Genomic DNA, 15,022 nt, shown 5'->3' with positions numbered 1-15,022 from the left:
ATGAACATGCTTCGCCGGATCCGGGTCTCTGCGGCGTTGGTCTCGACGCCTGAGGAAGTCGGGTCGGCGCGCCGAATTCTCTTGCCGGGAGTCGGGAAGTTCGATCGCGGAATGGAGGGGCTCGAGCAGCGGGGGCTCGACGCGGCAATCCAAGAGGCGGCCCTTGGCGGCCGCCCCGTCCTGGGCATCTGCCTAGGCATGCAGTTGCTGACGAAGCGCAGTGAGGAGGGCCAACGGACGGGACTGGGGCTCGTGGATGTCGAGACTGTTCGCCTCGACGACCACGAAGGCTCTGTGACGGTGCCGCACATGGGTTGGGGGTGGGTTCGTCCCGTCGCCGCCCACCCTGTCCTCGACGGGTTGGACTTCCCGGCCAGGTTCTACTTCGCCCACAGCTTCGCGGTTCCTGCCGACGGCGCGGCTACGACCCTGGCGGTCAGTCGTCATGGGTCCTTCCTGTCGTCGGTCATCGGCCGGGAGAACGTGCTCGGTGCACAGTTCCACCCAGAGAAGAGCCACGTATTCGGCATGCAGTTCCTTGAGCGCTTCGGGAGTTGGGAGCCGTGAGGGCAAGGGTCATCCCAGTTGTCCAGGTCGCAGATCGCTACATGGTCAAGACGAAGGCCTTCAAAGAGCAGACCTACGTGGGCGACGCCGTCAACGCGGTCAAGATCTTCAATGAGAAGCAGGCCGACGAGCTTGTCCTGTTGGACATCGAGGCGACTTCGAAGCGACGGCCGATCGACTTCGGCTTCATCGAGGACGTCGTGAGTGAGGCATTCATGCCGGTTGCCTACGGCGGAGGGGTCACGACCTCAGCTGACGCCCGTCGTCTCTTCGAGGTCGGTGTGGAGAAGGTTGCGATCAACTCAGCAACCTTCGCTTCGCCGGAGGTAGTCAGCGCCATTGCGGAGGAGTACGGCGCGCAGGCTGTGGTCGCCAGCCTTGATGTGGAGCGACGGCGCTTCGGAGCCGAGCAGGTCCGCTGCCCAGATCGGCGGAAGGGCCCTGACCCGGTGGCTTGGGCTGCTGCCCTGGCGGCGGCGGGCGCCGGGGAGCTGTTGGTGACTTCCGCGGCCGATGAGGGGAGCCGCGCAGGCATGAACCTCGAGCTGATCCGCCGCATCCGTGCCGCCGTCTCGATCCCGATCATCGCTCATGGTGGCGCGGGGACCCTCGCCCATCTCACGGAGGCTCGGGACGCAGGTGCTGCGGCGCTGGCTGCGGGCACCATGTTCACGTTCCACGGGCCGCGCCGCGCGGTCCTGATTCAGTACCCCACCCCGGAGCAGCTCGATGACGCGCTCGGCACCGGCATTGAAGGATGGGTGTTTGAAGACATCGAAGGAGAAGGCAAGTGACTGAGTGTTCGCGATGCGTGATGCGGTCGGCCGACGATCCTGATCTCGTTCTGGTGGACGGTGTCTGCAACCACTGCCGCCGCTATGACGACCTCTTGACCTCCCGTGTGGTGACGGGTGAGGAAGGCGCTACCGAACTGAATCAGATCGCCGGTGGCATCAAGGGTTCGGGGCGCAAGGAGTTCGACTGCGTGATCGGCGTCTCGGGAGGTGTCGACAGCACCTACGTGGCGTTGAAGGCTGTCGAGCTCGGGTTGCGTCCGCTCGCCGTTCACGTTGACAACGGCTGGAACTCCGAGGTCGCAGTCCAGAACATCGAGAAGACCCTGAACGCACTCGACATCGAGCTGCATACGGTCGTCCTCGACCTACGGGAGTTCTATGACCTTCAGCGGTCCTTCCTCTTCGCTTCGACGCCGGATGGGGAGATCCCGACCGATCACGCGATCCAGGCGACCCTGTGGAAGACGGCCCGGCAGAACGGCATTCGCACGATCATCTCCGGGATGAACTTCCGGACTGAGGCGATCAGCGTGCCGAGTTGGTCCTACGGACATTCCGATTGGCGCTACATCCGGGGCGTGCAGCGCAGGCACGGGACCCGGAGCCTGGCCACCTACCCCCACTTCGGCTTCGGTGAGCTGGGGTATGTGACCGCGGTCCGGCGGATTCGTGTGCTGTCCATCCTCAACTACCTTGACTACGACAAGGCGGCGGCGGTGGACGAGTTGCAGGCCAAGCTCAACTGGACTCCCTACGGAGGCAAGCACTACGAGTCGATCTACACCCGTTGGTACCAAGGCCACGTCCTGCCGCAGAAGTTCGGCATCGACAAGCGACGTGGGCACTATTCCGACTTGATCAACTCGGGCCAGATCTGTCGATCCGATGCTCTCCTCGGTCTGGCCCAGCCGGACTACGACGATGACTTGCGGGACCGGGACCAGCAGTTCGTTCTCAAGAAGCTCTCGCTGAGTTCTGCCCAGTTCGACGAGATCATGGCTGCCCCGGTCCGCTCCTTTCGCGACTACCCGAATTCCTACGAGACGGTTCAGCGGCTTCGAGGGCTGGCCAATGGGTTGCGGCACCGTGGTTGGTATCCGAAGTGACGGGACTCAACCTGCATCTCTATCCGTCGGCGATGCTCAACGAGAGTCGGCTCTTCCGGATCGGAACCAGCCTGCAGGAGTCAGGATGCTTCACAGCGACTCACCTGGTCGGCATCAGCGGTGCAGGCCTACCCGCGCGTGAGGAGATTGCCTCGGGTGTCGTGATCGTGCGGATCGGCACGAGTGCCGACGGCGCCTCGCGAGGGCGTCTGAGGCGCCTGCTCGGCCTGGCGGGTTGGATGCCTCGTATCTTCCGCCGGTACGGACGCGAGAAGGTCTCCGCGGTTGCTGCGCATAGCGTGTGGATGCTTCCGCTGGCGTGGTTGCTGGCTGTGCGGACCGGCGCAATTTTGGTCTACAACCCTCACGAACTCGAGACGGGCACTCCCAACATGCGCTCGGGGCGGAAGGTGGTCGCCCAGACGGTGGAGCGGTTGCTCATCCGCAAGGCCCGGATTGTGACAGCCGTCAACCAATCCATCGGCTGCTGGTACGCCGAGAGGTACGCGGGTGTCGAGCCACTGGTAGTGCGAAACATCCCACGCCAGGAGCCGGCCTCCGCGCGGCTGCGCGAGCGCCTCGGGCTTTCGCCCGAGCCGTTCCTGTTCGTCCACACGGGGCGGCTGACGGCAGGCCGGGGGATTCCGCAGATCCTTGCGGCGTTTGAGGAGATGTCGGGACCCGACGACCCAATGGTCGTCTTCCTGGGCGATGGCCCGATGAAGGCTGACGTGGAACGTGCCAGCGAGCGGCACAGTCATGTCCATCTTCTTGGCCCGGTTCCGGCACATGAGGTGGTCGACACCATCAGGGATGCCGACGCCGCAGTGATGTTGATCGACACCGAGAGCCTGTCCTACCAGTACTCGTCGCCGAACAAGATGTTCGAGGCACTGAGCGCGAGCCTGCCGATACTCTCCACGCCACTCGAGGAGCTACAACGTTCGCTGGCCGGGATGAACACCGAAGCGTGGAGGCTGGGGTCCGTTGCCGAGCTCTCAGAGATAGCGAAGTTGCGGACACGTGCCGATGTGGCCAAGTTTCGAGAGGAGTGGCCTGGGCTGCCGACGTGGGATTCGGAGGTTGCGCCACTCGTGAGCGCCGTCTGTGCGAGTGTCGGTCGAACGGGCGAAGGTCGGTAGTCGAGACATGGCAGGCCTCGTCAATCGGGTGGGGGGAGCGGCATTCTTCACTGTTCTTGCGCAGATCGTCACCGCGCTCTCGATGCCGGTCGTGACGCGACTGTACTCTCCGAGCGAGTACGGCAGTCTCAATCTGGTGCTCGCCTTCATTGCGGTGACGGCGGGGGTCTATGGACTCAGGTACGAGATGGCCATACCGGTGGCGACCGGTGCTGCCGAGGCCGACGCGCTCTATCGGCTGGCCATCCGGATTGCGTTTTTGTGGACGGTGCTCGTCGCCATCTCCGTGTTCTTGATTCCGGAGTCGACAATGGGCGCCGCAGGATTCGATACGCCCGTTGCTATTGCTCTTGTTCCACTCTGTGCAATCGCCGCCTATTGGCTGGGCCTTGCTAGCAATCAGGCTGTCCGGGCGAAGAGCTATGTTCGGCTGGGAGTGAGCAAGGTTGTGGCGGCATCCTCCCAGGGAGGGGTCCAACTGCTTGCTGGGCTCACATCGCTGGGCGCGGCCGGACTGCTTCTCGGATTCGCAAGCAGTCGTGTGCTCGCTACGTTGGTGGTCCGTAGGAGGCCATCGAGTCGGACGCCGTGGTCGGCCCTGGTTCAAGCCGGGAAGAAATGGGATCAATTTCCGAGGTACTCGATGCCCGCCTCGGTCGTGGGGGCTCTAGGGATCCAGGCCTCTCCGATTCTGGTGGCTCTTCTCTATGGCGCTCACGAGACTGGGCTCTATGCACTTGCAGTGACGGTCCTCGCGCTTCCTGCTGCTGTGGTCGGTCAGGTGGCAGGTCAGGTCTTTCTTGGCGAGATCGCGCGAGAGGGATCGGAGAGTCGAAGGGCCTCGCTGATGACGATCTCGCGACTCCTGGTCATCGCGTCCTGGGGGTTCTATATGTGGGTATTCGTCTTCGCTGAGGAGATCTTTGATCTGGTCTTCGGATCCGACTTTGCTGAGGCGGGTGGCCTGGCTAGGGCGATGGCCGTCGCGTATGCCATCTCCTGCGCGGTGTCCCCGTTGTCGACGTTGCCGATCGTCCTTGGTCGTCAACGACAGGCCTTCTTCATCTCGGTTGCCGAGACGGTTGCTCGGCTCGTGGTTCTCGTCGGCTTCGGGATGCTCGTCGACTTGGACGCGATGGTCCTGGCTTTCGGTGCCGTCGGGGCGTTGATTCCTACTGTCTACTTCATGTGGTTGTTGCGCTTGGTCGGGACGAACCTCACCGCGTGGACTCGATCATTCTCACTTCAGGGTCTCTCCCTGCTCGCGCTCCTCGCTGTTCTGCTGGGTGCCCGCGTGGGAGTTCCGCATGATCTGCTCGCGGCGGGGTTGGGGCTCGCCGCAACTGCGTTGTTGACCGTGGTGTTGCTCGTCCGAGAGGTGCGTCGTGTCCCCGCAGTTGCTTGACATCATCATGATCGCTCCCGGATACCCGACGCGTGATGCGCCTACACGGAGCATCTTCGTCAGGGATCAAGCTCAGGCCTTGGCGGCGCGCGGACACCGGGTGACCGTGCTGTCGGTCTACACGCGGTCGCTCCGAAGCGTGCGGGACGGCGCGCTTCTTCGCAACACGTTCAGAGTGACCACCTGGGCCGATGGCCCGGTGAGTGTCCGTCAATTCGGGGGGTGGGCGACGCGGTCTACGCGGATCGGCGTCGCGCGGTTCGGGTTCGGACGCCTCATGCGTGCATATCTCGCCAGCGAAGCGAGAGCGGATGTGGTGCACGCGCACTTCGGCCAGCTGACCGGCGCCGCCGGCGCCGCGTTGGCGGACGCACTTGACGTCCCGCTGGTGATCACTGAGCACAGTTCGGATCTGCTCTCCGATCACGGACCAGCGATTGCGGAGTCGCTGGCTCATCTCTATCGCCGTGCTGAAGTGGTGGTAGCAGTGAGTGAGGAAATGCGAGTCCGGCTCAGGAGCGTCGTGGACGCGACGGTGATCCCCAACATGGTCGACACCGATTTCTTCACGCCACTGCCGTTCTCGGCGAGGCGCCGCCGACGTCTGTTGATCGTCGGTTCCCTCATTCCGTTGAAGCGACACGACCGGGCGCTGAAGCTCTTGGCAGCCTTGGGAGCCGAGTACGAGTTGACGATCGTAGGAAGCGGCCCGCTCCGGCAGAACCTCCTGGACACGGCTGAGGCGCTCGGTGTCCGAGATCGGGTCCGCCTCGTGCCCGTGGGAGACCGCGGTGTGGTGCGCGACGCGATGCGTTCGGCTGCCTTGTTGCTGTCGTGCAGCGAGATCGAGACCTTCGGTCTGACGTTGGCGGAGGCGATGGCCGTGGGGCTCCCTGTCCTGGCAACGGACTCCGGTGGTCCGCGATACGTGCTGAGAGGCGATGGGAGTTCCCGTATCAGTCACCGGATCGAAGGTGAGGCTGAGTGGGTGGCCTCACTGGAGGAGGTCGACGATGAGGACCGGGCTGCGCAGGCTGCCGCTCGACGGCTCCTGGCAGTGCAACGGTTCGGGCGCGACGCTGTCGCTGCGCAGTTGGAGAGAGCGTACGAAATGGCAGGGTCCTGATGAATGGCGTCTTGTTCCTGCTGCCGGTCCTGGTGGTCTTTGGACCGTTGTTCCCTGTGGCCGGTCCGATCTATGGCTTTCGAGCCTTGGCGCTCGTCTGCGTGTTGGTTGCGATCGCTCGGTTGGGCCGGTGGGTCTGGTCTCCTCTCCAGCGGCTCTGGCTCATGCTGGGAGTTTCCTGGATCCTCGTCGGCTACGTCTGGTTGCTCGCTGGGTCACCGGTTTCGGGCGGAGAGATGCTGGGTGTAAGCCTCGGACTGGCTCTCGGAGTGTCGGCAGCTGCCTTCGGCTCAGGGCGTCGAGGTGTGGGGGCATTGGCCGGTGGCTGGTTGGTCGCCTCGCTCCTCGTGTGCGCCATCTCCATGTGGGAGCTGAGTTCGGGATGGCACGCGTCCAACTACTTGCCCAGCTATCACGGGGCGTTGCGGGTGGCCGCCATGAAGGAGGGGCTCCCTGCGGCGACCTTCGGCAACCCGAATGCTCTGGGGGCCTTCCTCGTGTTGGCAACGTCTTGGACCGGGGTCTTCTGGACGGATGAGCGTCGGCACGTGCGTTGGCTCGCGCTCAGCGCCCTGGGCGTGACGCCGTTCCTACTGGTCGCGGCTGATGCACGCCTCTGCCTCGTCCTGTGGGCCGTCGTGGTGCTGACCTGGATTCGCGTTGCGAAGAGAACTGCTGGTCGGCGTCTCTTCATCGCGCTGGTACTTGGTGCTCTCTGCATCGGTGGCGCGTATCAGATGCTCTTCGTTCAGCAGATTGGCATCGGTGGCGACCTCTCGGCGGTGACCCGCGTCAATCTGTCAGCCGCAGCTCTCTGGGCCGCGTGGCAGAGCGGAGGGATCGGGGTGGGCCCCGGTGCATTCGAGTACTATCTGGCGGCCAACCCGAGCCCATTCGCGACCCATGGGCAGGTCAATGTCCACAACATCTGGTTCGAGGTCCTCGCGCAGTATGGGCTCGTGGTCTTTGCGCTCCTACTCCTCTGGGTTGGTAGGGCGTTCCACTTCGCGTTGTCGGGGGTCGAGAACCTCAAGCTGCTACCGCCGATGATCGCACTCGTTGGTGCGGCATTTGTAGACAGCTCGATCCTGGACGCACCTGTGCTGTGGGTGCACCTCTTCACTATCTTGGTCGTAGCAGCCAACCTGTGGTCCACCGAACGAGCCGCGAGGCCTGCCCCGACGCGCTCGCAGGGGAAGCCACGTGTTGATCAGGTCTAGTTGGCGTCAGACCCCGGCGCTGGCCAGCTTGTTCACGGCCTCGACGATCCGCTCCAACCCCTCTTGGTCGACCGAGGGGTGGACCGGAAGCGACAGGCACTCGCGTGCGGCGCGCTCGGTCTGGGGGAGGTCGACGTCTGCCTGGAACGGCGCGAGGCGGTGGTTCGGGATCGGGTAGAACATCCCGGACCCGATGTTGTACTCATCCTTCAGGGCTGCGGCGAGACCGTCACGGTCGTCGGGAACGCGGACCGTGTACTGGTGGTAGACGTGGGTTGCGCCCTCCGCGACCTGCGGAGGAGTGACACCCTCAAGGTTCGCGGTCAGGAACGCAGCGTTGCTCTGCCGCTGAGTCGTCCAACCGCCGACCTTGGTCAACTGGACCCGGCCGATCGCGGCGTGGATGTCCGTCATCCGGTTGTTGAAGCCGACGACCTCGTTCTCGTACTGCCGCTGCATGCCTTGGTTCCGGTACAGGCGGAGAAGGCGCGCGACCTCGTCGTTCGCCACCGAGACCATCCCGCCCTCGCCCGAGGTCATGTTCTTGGTGGGGTAGAGGGAGAACATCGCGAACGTGCCGAAGGCTCCGACGGGCGTGCCGTGGAGGGAGGCTCCGTGGGCCTGGGCGGCGTCCTCGAAGAGCATCAGTCCGTGCTGGTCCGCCAACGCCTGAAGCCCAGTCATGTCTGCGGGATGGCCGTAGAGGTGCACCGGCATGATCGCCTTGGTGCGTGGGGTGATCGCAGCTGCGACGCTCGCCGGGTCCAGGCAGAACGTCGCCGGATCGATGTCGGCGAAGATCGGTGTGGCGCCGGTGAGTGCAACCGAGTTCGCGGTGGCCGCGAAGGTGAAGGAGGGCACGATCACCTCGTCGCCGGCCTTGATGCCCGACGAGAGCAGTCCCAGGTGCAGTCCTGACGTGCCGGAGTTCACGGCGATGCAGCTGCGTCCCAGTCCGAAGTGGTCGGCAAACTCCTGCTCGAAGGCAGCGACCTCCGGACCTTGGGCGATCATGCCGCTGCGCATGACTCGATCGACTGCCGCTCGCTCCTCGTCACCGATCAGTGGTTTGGCGGGCGGGATGAACTCGTTCACGTGGGTCCTCGTGGGGTGTCGCTGGCTGACATGGCGTGTGGAGGTCGTCCGCGTGTTCCTGACGTGTTCCAGCCCCGACGCCAGCAGACAGCCTAGGCCACCTGGCGGCTGGCCGTGGCGAACCCGGACCATGCGATCGGTCGTTGCTGGAGGGGATAACCACCGCCCGCCCGCAGTCGTTGTTCCCGACGTCCGCCGATCCGACCCAAGGAGCTCATCGTGCACCGTTCCGTCCTCACCTCCGTTGCGGCTACGGCCGCGCTCGCCCTCTCGGCGTCCCTGGTCACGGCCTCGCCGGCTTCCGCCGCCGTTCGCAAGGTGGTCGTGAAGTCCGCCGTCACCATCGAGGGCTTCAACGGCGCCGAAGAGTCGGCGGTGAACTTCCACGGCAAGGTCAAGGTCAAGCGCCAGAAGAGGGCCTGCCTGCGCAACCGCGCGGTCACCCTGCGGCAGACCGACCAGCGCGTCGTCGCCGGCAAGGACAAGACCGATCGGACCGGTGAGTGGGTGGTCACCTTCGACGGCGCCACCATCGAGCCGGGCGCCTTCAAGGTCTCCGTCACCCGCAAGGTGGTCCGGGCCAAGGGCAAGCGGATCGTCTGCAAGGCCGCCACCCGCAGCTACACCTGGGCGCAACTGGAGCCGCTGCAGGAGGCGTCGAGCCCCGAGGCTCCCTGAGCCGCAACTCCGGCAACGCACGGCGGCTGGGCTGTGCTCATTGACTCCGCAAGGCGCCGTCCAGGTCAGGTGCGGCCGTCCACACGAATTGGCGCGCGCGCTTCGAGCGCTGCAGCAGACCACGGTGCTCAAGGTCCATCAGATCCTGGCGCGCGGTCTCGCCGGAGACGCCGTGGCTGCCGGCGTGACCCTGGACGGAGAACTCCGTGTCCGGCTCGCGAAGTGCGCGCTCCAGGAGCGCGATCTGACGGTGATTGTTGCTCCCTGGGATCTTCAGCATGCCGCTGAGCGTCCGCTGCTGTTCCGCCTTCTGCGCCAGATACTCGTGGAGCTCGCGGACCGCGCGGTCGATGACCGCGAGGTGATAGATGAAGAAGTGGGTGAGGTCCCCATCGTCCTGTTCGGTGAGGAGGAAGGACCGGCCGTACTGGCTGGGCGCGCCCTTGAGGATCCGCGAGATCGAGAGGAATTCGGTCAGCCAATAGCCGTTGCGCAACATGACCCAGTAGAAGAGGGCGCGTGCGGTGCGTCCGTTGCCGTCCTCGAAGTAGTGGTCGTAGCCGACCATGAAGTGGACGGCGATCGCGCGTAGCACCGGAGGCATGTATCGCTCTTCCTCCCCGCCATTCGCGAAGTCGCAGAGGCGCTGCAGCCGCTGCGGCAGCTCGCCGGCCGGCGGCGGCCGGTGCAGGAGCGTGCCGAACTCGTCCCAGACCGCGATCCGTTCGTCGTCGACGCTCTGCAGTTGCCCGGCCTTCTCGGTCGAGCTGAGCGTGCCGTCGGTGACGATCCGATGGATCTGGCAGACCAACTCCGGAGTCAGTCTCTCTTCCCTCAACTCGGCGATGTGGCGCATGGCCAGGAAGTTGTTGTAGATCCCCCGCTCCCCGTGATCGCGCGGCTGACGACGGCTGCGGAGCATCTCCTTGGCCACCCGGCGCGTGGTTGCCGCTCCCTCGAGCTGGCTGGAGGTGATGGCCTCCTCGATCAACGAGTTGACCAAGTAGCGATCCCGGGTCGCAGGGTTGGTGACCTGCTCGCTCACCGTGATGTGCCCGCTTGCGTCGCGACTGATCTGCTCCGAGGCTGCCAGCACCTCATCCGGGAGCACGTAGCTGAACGCATTGCCCTCGCGATCCACGAGGGTGCTGAGAGGACGACGAGCGCTGCGGCGTGCATTGCTTGGCTTGGACTTGAAGTTGAGCTTCGCTCAGCCTAGCGCAGTGAACTTCAAGTCCAAGAAGAACTTGAAGTTCGCTGGGAGTTCGCCTCAACCACGAAGGCCCACCCGATCAGATCGGGTGGGCCTTCGTGTGGTGCTGAGGTGCTGGGTCAGCCGTTGATCATCCCGGCGCCGACGGTGACGCCGGTCGCCTCGTCGATCAGGATGAAGGAGCCGGTGGTCCGGTTCTTCGAGTACGGGTCGCTCAGCAGCGGCACCGTGGTGCGCAGCTGGACGCGGCCGATCTCGTTGAGGCCGAGCTCCTTGGTCTCCTGGTCGCGGTGCAGGGAGTTGATGTCCAGGCGGTACTGGATGTCCTTGACCAGCGCGCGACCGGTGCGGGTGGTGTGCTTGATGGCGAGCTTCTGGCGCGGACGCAGCGGCTCGTTGGTCATCCAGCAGATCATCGCGTCGATGTCCTGGTTGGGCGTCGGCGCGTTCTTCACCCGGGCGATGGTGTCGCCGCGCGACACGTCGACGTCATCCTCCAGGCGCAGGGTGACCGACATCGGCGGGAACGCCTGGTCGATCTCCTTGTCGAAGAAGTCGATGCCGGCGATCTTGGTGGTCATGCCGCTCGGCAGCACGACGACCTCATCGCCCTGCTTCAGCACGCCGCCGGCCACCTGGCCCGCGTAGCCGCGGTAGTCGTGGAACTCGTCCGAGTGCGGACGCACCACGTACTGCACCGGGAAGCGGACGTCGACCAGGTCGCGGTCGGAGGCCACGTGCACGTGCTCGAGGTGGTGCATCAGGGTCGGACCCTCGTACCACGGCGTGTTCTCGCTGCGGTTCACCACGTTGTCACCCTTGAGCGCCGAGATCGGGATGATCTCGAGGTCGGGGATGTTCAGCTTGGTCGCGAACTGGGTGAACTCGGCCTTGATCTTCTCGTAGATCGCCTCGTCCCAGTCGACCAGGTCCATCTTGTTGATGGCCAGCACCAGGTGCGGGACGCGAAGCAGGGAGAGGATCACCGCGTGCCTGCGCGACTGCTCGGTGAGCCCGTTGCGCGCGTCGACCAGGACCAGGCCCAGGTCGGCGGTGGAGGCGCCGGTCACCATGTTCCGGGTGTACTGGATGTGCCCCGGGGTGTCGGCGATGATGAACTTGCGGCTCGGCGTCGCGAAGTAGCGGTACGCCACGTCGATGGTGATGCCCTGCTCGCGCTCGGAGCGCAGACCGTCGGTCAGCAGCGAGAGGTCGACGTAGTCGTGGCCCTTGGCCTCCGACGTCTTCTCCACGGCCTCGATCTGGTCCTCGAAGATCGACTTCGAGTCATACAGCAGGCGACCGATCAGGGTCGACTTGCCGTCGTCCACCGAACCGGCGGTGGCGAAGCGGAGCAGGTCCATCTGGCGCTTGCTCTCGGGCGTGATCTCGGTGCCCATCAGAAGTAACCCTCCTTCTTGCGGTCCTCCATGGCAGCCTCGGAGAACCGGTCGTCACCACGGGTGGCGCCGCGCTCGGTCAGGCGTGCCACCGAGATCTCCTCGATGATCTCGTCGACGGTGGAGGCCGTCGACTCGACGCAGCCGGTGAGGGTGATGTCGCCACAGGTGCGGAACCGGACGGTGCGCTCCTCGGCGACCTCGCCGGTGCGCAGCGGGTTCAGCGGCGTCTCGGTCATCAGCATGCCGTCGCGCTCGAAGACGCGGCGCTGGTGGCTGAAGTAGATGTTCGGGATCTCGATCTCTTCGCGGCGGATGTAGTCCCACACGTCGAGCTCGGTCCAGTTGCTGATCGGGAAGATCCGCATGTGCTCGCCCTCGTGGATGCGGCCGTTGTACAGGCTCCACAGCTCGGGGCGCTGGTTCTTCGGGTCCCACTGGCCGAACTCGTCGCGGTGGGAGTAGACGCGCTCCTTGGCGCGGGCCTTCTCCTCGTCGCGGCGGCCGCCACCGAAGGCGGCGGTGAAGCCGTTCTCCTCGATCGCGTTCAGCAGGGTGCCGATCTGCAGGCGGTTGCGGCTGGTCTTGCCGTCGTCGACGACGACGCCGTTGGCGATCGCCTCGTCGATCGAGGCCACCACCAGCTTGACGCCGAGGCGGTTGACCCAGCGGTCACGGGTCTCGAGGACCTCGGGGAAGTCGAGGCCGGTGTCGACCTGCAGCACCGGGAAGGGGATCTTCGCCGGGTAGAACGCCTTCTCCGCGAGCCGCAGCATCACGATGGAGTCCTTGCCGCCGGAGAACATCAGAACCGGCTTCTCGAACTCCGAGGCGACCTCTCGGAAGATGTGGATCGACTCCGCTTCCAGCTGGTCGAGCTGACTCAACTGGTAGTCGGCATGGGGTGCAGTCATGGCTGAACTATGACCTCTCTTGGGACAGCGGCCCTCATCGTAGCCGGTGGGGCCGGGCACACCTGGTCGTGGTCAAACAGGTGAAACGCGTTCTCGTTGGCGGGTGCTCGGAATTCGTGTGAGGCGGGTCACCCCGACTTGGTGCGATCGCCGTTGACCCGCCAGGCGCCGCTGTTGTTGTCGAAGGCGGGCAGCCCTCGGGTCTGCCGCACGAAGCCCCAGGCCAGCGGGCCGAGCAGCAGCAGGCCGGCACCGATCAGGCCGGTCGCCTCCGGGCTCAGGCCGAGCAGCTTGAGGCCGGTGAGCGAGAGCACGATGACGATGCCGCGGCGGATCACCGACTGGCTGACCCAGTGCGCCATCCGGGCGCCCAGGAAGGTGCCGGGGATGCCGCCGACGATCAGCGGGATCAGCACCTCCCAGTCGACGCCGGAGACGATGACATGGCCGATCGCGGCGGCCAGCACCAGCGGCACCGCCTGGACCAGGTCGGTGCCGACCAGCTTGACCGCGGACAGGGTCGGGTAGAGCAGGAGCAGGGCGACCATGATCAGCGACCCGGAGCCCACCGAGGTCAGGCCGACCAGCAGGCCGCCGATCATGCCGACCAGCAGCGTCGGGATCGGCTTGATCCGGATCTCTTCGCTGGGCGCCTCGTTGCCGGAGGTGACCAGGCGCAGCTGGAGGTACATCCGCAGCGTGTAGGTGGCGGCGGTGAAGAGCAGGGCGACGCCGATCGCGTGCTTGACGAACTCCTCCTGGTCGGCCGCCGCGCCGATGTGATCGATGATGAAGGCGCCGGCGAAGGCGAACGGCACGGAGCCGACGATCAGCAGTCCGGCCAGGCGCAGGTTGGGGGAGCCGTGCTTCCAGTGCACGCCCGCGCCCACGCTCTTGGTCACCGACGCCGAGACCAGGTCGTTGGCGACGGCGGCGGTCGGGTTCACGCCCAGGAAGATCAGCGCCGGGGTCATCAGGGCGCCGCCGCCCATGCCGGTCAGCCCGACCACGATGCCGACGCCGAAGGAGACCACGAGCACGGCCAGTGCCGAGGTGGTGAGGAGGTCAGGCATGCAAATCCCTCAAGTTCAGTGATCTGATCGTGATAGGTGACAGGTGGAAAGGTAATAGGAAAACCCGATCGCTGCCGAACCGGCGCCTCGTCCGATAAGATACCTCCCGGTCGGTATATAGAGGAGTGAGACGAGATGACGCCGAGCAAGACCGTGGTGCCCGAGCCGATGGGACTGCTGGAGCTGGTCGGCGCTGACCTGGGGGTCAGCGCGCCACGCACCGTGAGCCAGTCGGAGGTCGACGCGTTCGCCGACCTGACCGGTGACCACCAGTGGATCCATGTCGACACCGAACGGGCGAAGTCGGGGCCGTTCGGCTCCACGATCGTGCACGGCTTCTTCACCCTCGCGCTGGTGCCGCTGATGTTCGGCGAGACGCTGGAGATCAGCGAGACCTCGATGGGCGTCAACTACGGCCTCGACAAGGTCCGGTTCATCGCGCCGCTGCGCCCCGACGAGGAGGTCCGGGCGCGGGCGACGCTGACCAGCGCGGAGGCGTTGCCGGAGGGTGCGGGCGTGCACGCCGCGGCACGCGTCGCCGTCGAACGCGTCGAAGATGGCCAGTTGTGCTGCGTCGCGGACATAGTCTTCCGCTACTACGTCTGAGAGATCGCTGGGAGATCGATGGTGGAGAAGAAGTCAAGCCGACGCCGGTGGCCGGAGGGCTACGACCCGGCCGGCACACGTAGGCAGCTGGTCGACAGCGCGCTCCGACTCTTCGAGGAGCGCGGCTTCGACCGCACCTCGTTGCAGCAGATCGTCGAGGACGCCGAGCTGACCAAGGGCGCGTTCTACCACCACTTCCAGAGCAAGGAGGACCTGCTCTGGCAGATCCAGGACGAGTACCTGGAGTCCCAGCTCAAGGACGCCCGCAAGATCGTGGAGAGCGACGCAGCCCCGGTCGAGCAGATCCGAGCGCTGATCTTCCTGAGCCTGGAGGGGGTGGCCAAGCACCGACCGCACGTCGCGATCTTCCAGCAGGAGCGACGCAACCTCACCGGCGAGCGGCTCGAGGACGTCACCCGCAAGCGCGACGAGGTCGACGCCCTCTTCAACGAGACGATCACCCGCGCCGTCGACGCCGGTGACCTGCGTGACGACATCAGTCCGCGGCTGATCACGTTCGGCATCCTCGGCATGTGTGCCTGGGCGTTCCAGTGGTTCAACCCGCGCGGCACGATGAAGATCAAGGACGTCGCGGACCAGTTCTCCGCGATGATCCTCGACGGCCTGATCGTCGACTCCCGCAACTGAGCCCGGACGCAGGAAGGTCCGGCAGCCACTGG

The 15,022-nt window shown here is 65.3% G+C and carries 15 protein-coding genes; 10 read left to right on the top strand and 5 right to left on the bottom strand.

The genetic code is table 11. The annotated features are described in order from the left end of the window. Positions 1-18 precede the first annotated feature (18 nt). Genes hisH through ABD151_RS15025 form a run of 7 tightly spaced genes read left to right on the top strand, consistent with a single transcriptional unit; the run spans position 19 to position 7,363 of the window. Entirely contained in the window at positions 19-567 is a 549-nt protein-coding gene (gene hisH / locus ABD151_RS15055; RefSeq protein WP_415629919.1) for an imidazole glycerol phosphate synthase subunit HisH, read from the top strand. Beyond that, positions 564-1,361, top strand: a complete 798-nt coding sequence (locus tag ABD151_RS15050) for a HisA/HisF-related TIM barrel protein (RefSeq protein ID WP_343995586.1) — start codon at positions 564-566, stop codon at positions 1,359-1,361. The genes hisH and ABD151_RS15050 overlap by 4 nt, the downstream gene beginning before the upstream one ends. Further along, complete coding sequence (locus ABD151_RS15045; RefSeq protein WP_343995585.1) at positions 1,358-2,470, top strand: N-acetyl sugar amidotransferase; 1,113 nt, start codon at positions 1,358-1,360, stop codon at positions 2,468-2,470. The genes ABD151_RS15050 and ABD151_RS15045 overlap by 4 nt, the downstream gene beginning before the upstream one ends. Further along, positions 2,467-3,612, top strand: a complete 1,146-nt coding sequence (locus ABD151_RS15040; RefSeq protein ID WP_343995584.1) for a glycosyltransferase family 4 protein — start codon at positions 2,467-2,469, stop codon at positions 3,610-3,612. The genes ABD151_RS15045 and ABD151_RS15040 overlap by 4 nt, the downstream gene beginning before the upstream one ends. Before the next feature lie 7 nt (positions 3,613-3,619). Then, entirely contained in the window at positions 3,620-5,017 is a 1,398-nt protein-coding gene (locus ABD151_RS15035) for an oligosaccharide flippase family protein (protein ID WP_343995583.1), read from the top strand. Continuing rightward, positions 4,998-6,143 (top strand): glycosyltransferase, encoded by a 1,146-nt coding sequence (locus ABD151_RS15030; RefSeq protein WP_343995582.1) that lies wholly within the window; start codon positions 4,998-5,000, stop codon positions 6,141-6,143. Before ABD151_RS15035 ends, ABD151_RS15030 begins: the two co-directional genes overlap by 20 nt. Then, positions 6,143-7,363: an O-antigen ligase family protein gene (locus ABD151_RS15025; RefSeq protein WP_343995581.1), complete on the top strand. Its 1,221-nt coding sequence runs from the start codon at positions 6,143-6,145 to the stop codon at positions 7,361-7,363. The genes ABD151_RS15030 and ABD151_RS15025 overlap by 1 nt, the downstream gene beginning before the upstream one ends. Positions 7,364-7,369: 6 nt before the next feature. On the opposite strand, the gene ABD151_RS15020 is transcribed toward ABD151_RS15025, so the two are convergent. Then, on the bottom strand, positions 7,370-8,458 hold the full coding sequence (locus ABD151_RS15020; RefSeq protein WP_343995580.1) for a DegT/DnrJ/EryC1/StrS family aminotransferase: 1,089 nt from the start codon (positions 8,456-8,458) through the stop codon (positions 7,370-7,372). A gap of 219 nt (positions 8,459-8,677) precedes the next feature. On the opposite strand from ABD151_RS15020, the gene ABD151_RS15015 reads away from it, so the two are divergent. Beyond that, positions 8,678-9,136: a hypothetical protein gene (locus ABD151_RS15015; RefSeq protein ID WP_343995579.1), complete on the top strand. Its 459-nt coding sequence runs from the start codon at positions 8,678-8,680 to the stop codon at positions 9,134-9,136. 37 nt (positions 9,137-9,173) lie between these two features. Here ABD151_RS15015 and ABD151_RS15010 read toward each other — a convergent pair whose 3' ends face one another. From ABD151_RS15010 to ABD151_RS14995, 4 genes are all read right to left on the bottom strand, one after another. Next, positions 9,174-10,277, bottom strand: coding sequence for a Fic family protein (locus ABD151_RS15010; RefSeq protein ID WP_343995578.1), 1,104 nt, complete (start codon positions 10,275-10,277; stop codon positions 9,174-9,176). A 191-nt stretch (positions 10,278-10,468) separates the two neighbouring features. Beyond that, complete coding sequence (locus ABD151_RS15005; RefSeq protein WP_343995577.1) at positions 10,469-11,749, bottom strand: sulfate adenylyltransferase subunit 1; 1,281 nt, start codon at positions 11,747-11,749, stop codon at positions 10,469-10,471. Beyond that, positions 11,749-12,663: a sulfate adenylyltransferase subunit CysD gene (cysD, locus tag ABD151_RS15000; RefSeq protein ID WP_343995576.1), complete on the bottom strand. Its 915-nt coding sequence runs from the start codon at positions 12,661-12,663 to the stop codon at positions 11,749-11,751. Before cysD ends, ABD151_RS15005 begins: the two co-directional genes overlap by 1 nt. 128 nt (positions 12,664-12,791) lie before the next feature. Next, complete coding sequence (locus ABD151_RS14995; RefSeq protein ID WP_343995575.1) at positions 12,792-13,736, bottom strand: sulfite exporter TauE/SafE family protein; 945 nt, start codon at positions 13,734-13,736, stop codon at positions 12,792-12,794. Between the two features lie 135 nt (positions 13,737-13,871). Here ABD151_RS14995 and ABD151_RS14990 point away from each other — a divergent pair, with 135 nt between their 5' ends. Beyond that, positions 13,872-14,342: a MaoC family dehydratase gene (locus tag ABD151_RS14990; protein ID WP_343995574.1), complete on the top strand. Its 471-nt coding sequence runs from the start codon at positions 13,872-13,874 to the stop codon at positions 14,340-14,342. 21 nt (positions 14,343-14,363) lie between these two features. Next, entirely contained in the window at positions 14,364-14,990 is a 627-nt protein-coding gene (locus tag ABD151_RS14985) for a TetR/AcrR family transcriptional regulator (protein ID WP_343995573.1), read from the top strand. Positions 14,991-15,022: the final 32 nt, after the last annotated feature.

The organism is Nocardioides dubius, from assembly GCF_039528155.1.
GTDB classification, from domain to species: domain Bacteria; phylum Actinomycetota; class Actinomycetes; order Propionibacteriales; family Nocardioidaceae; genus Nocardioides; species Nocardioides dubius.
This window is presented reverse-complemented; position numbering and strand designations above follow the sequence as displayed.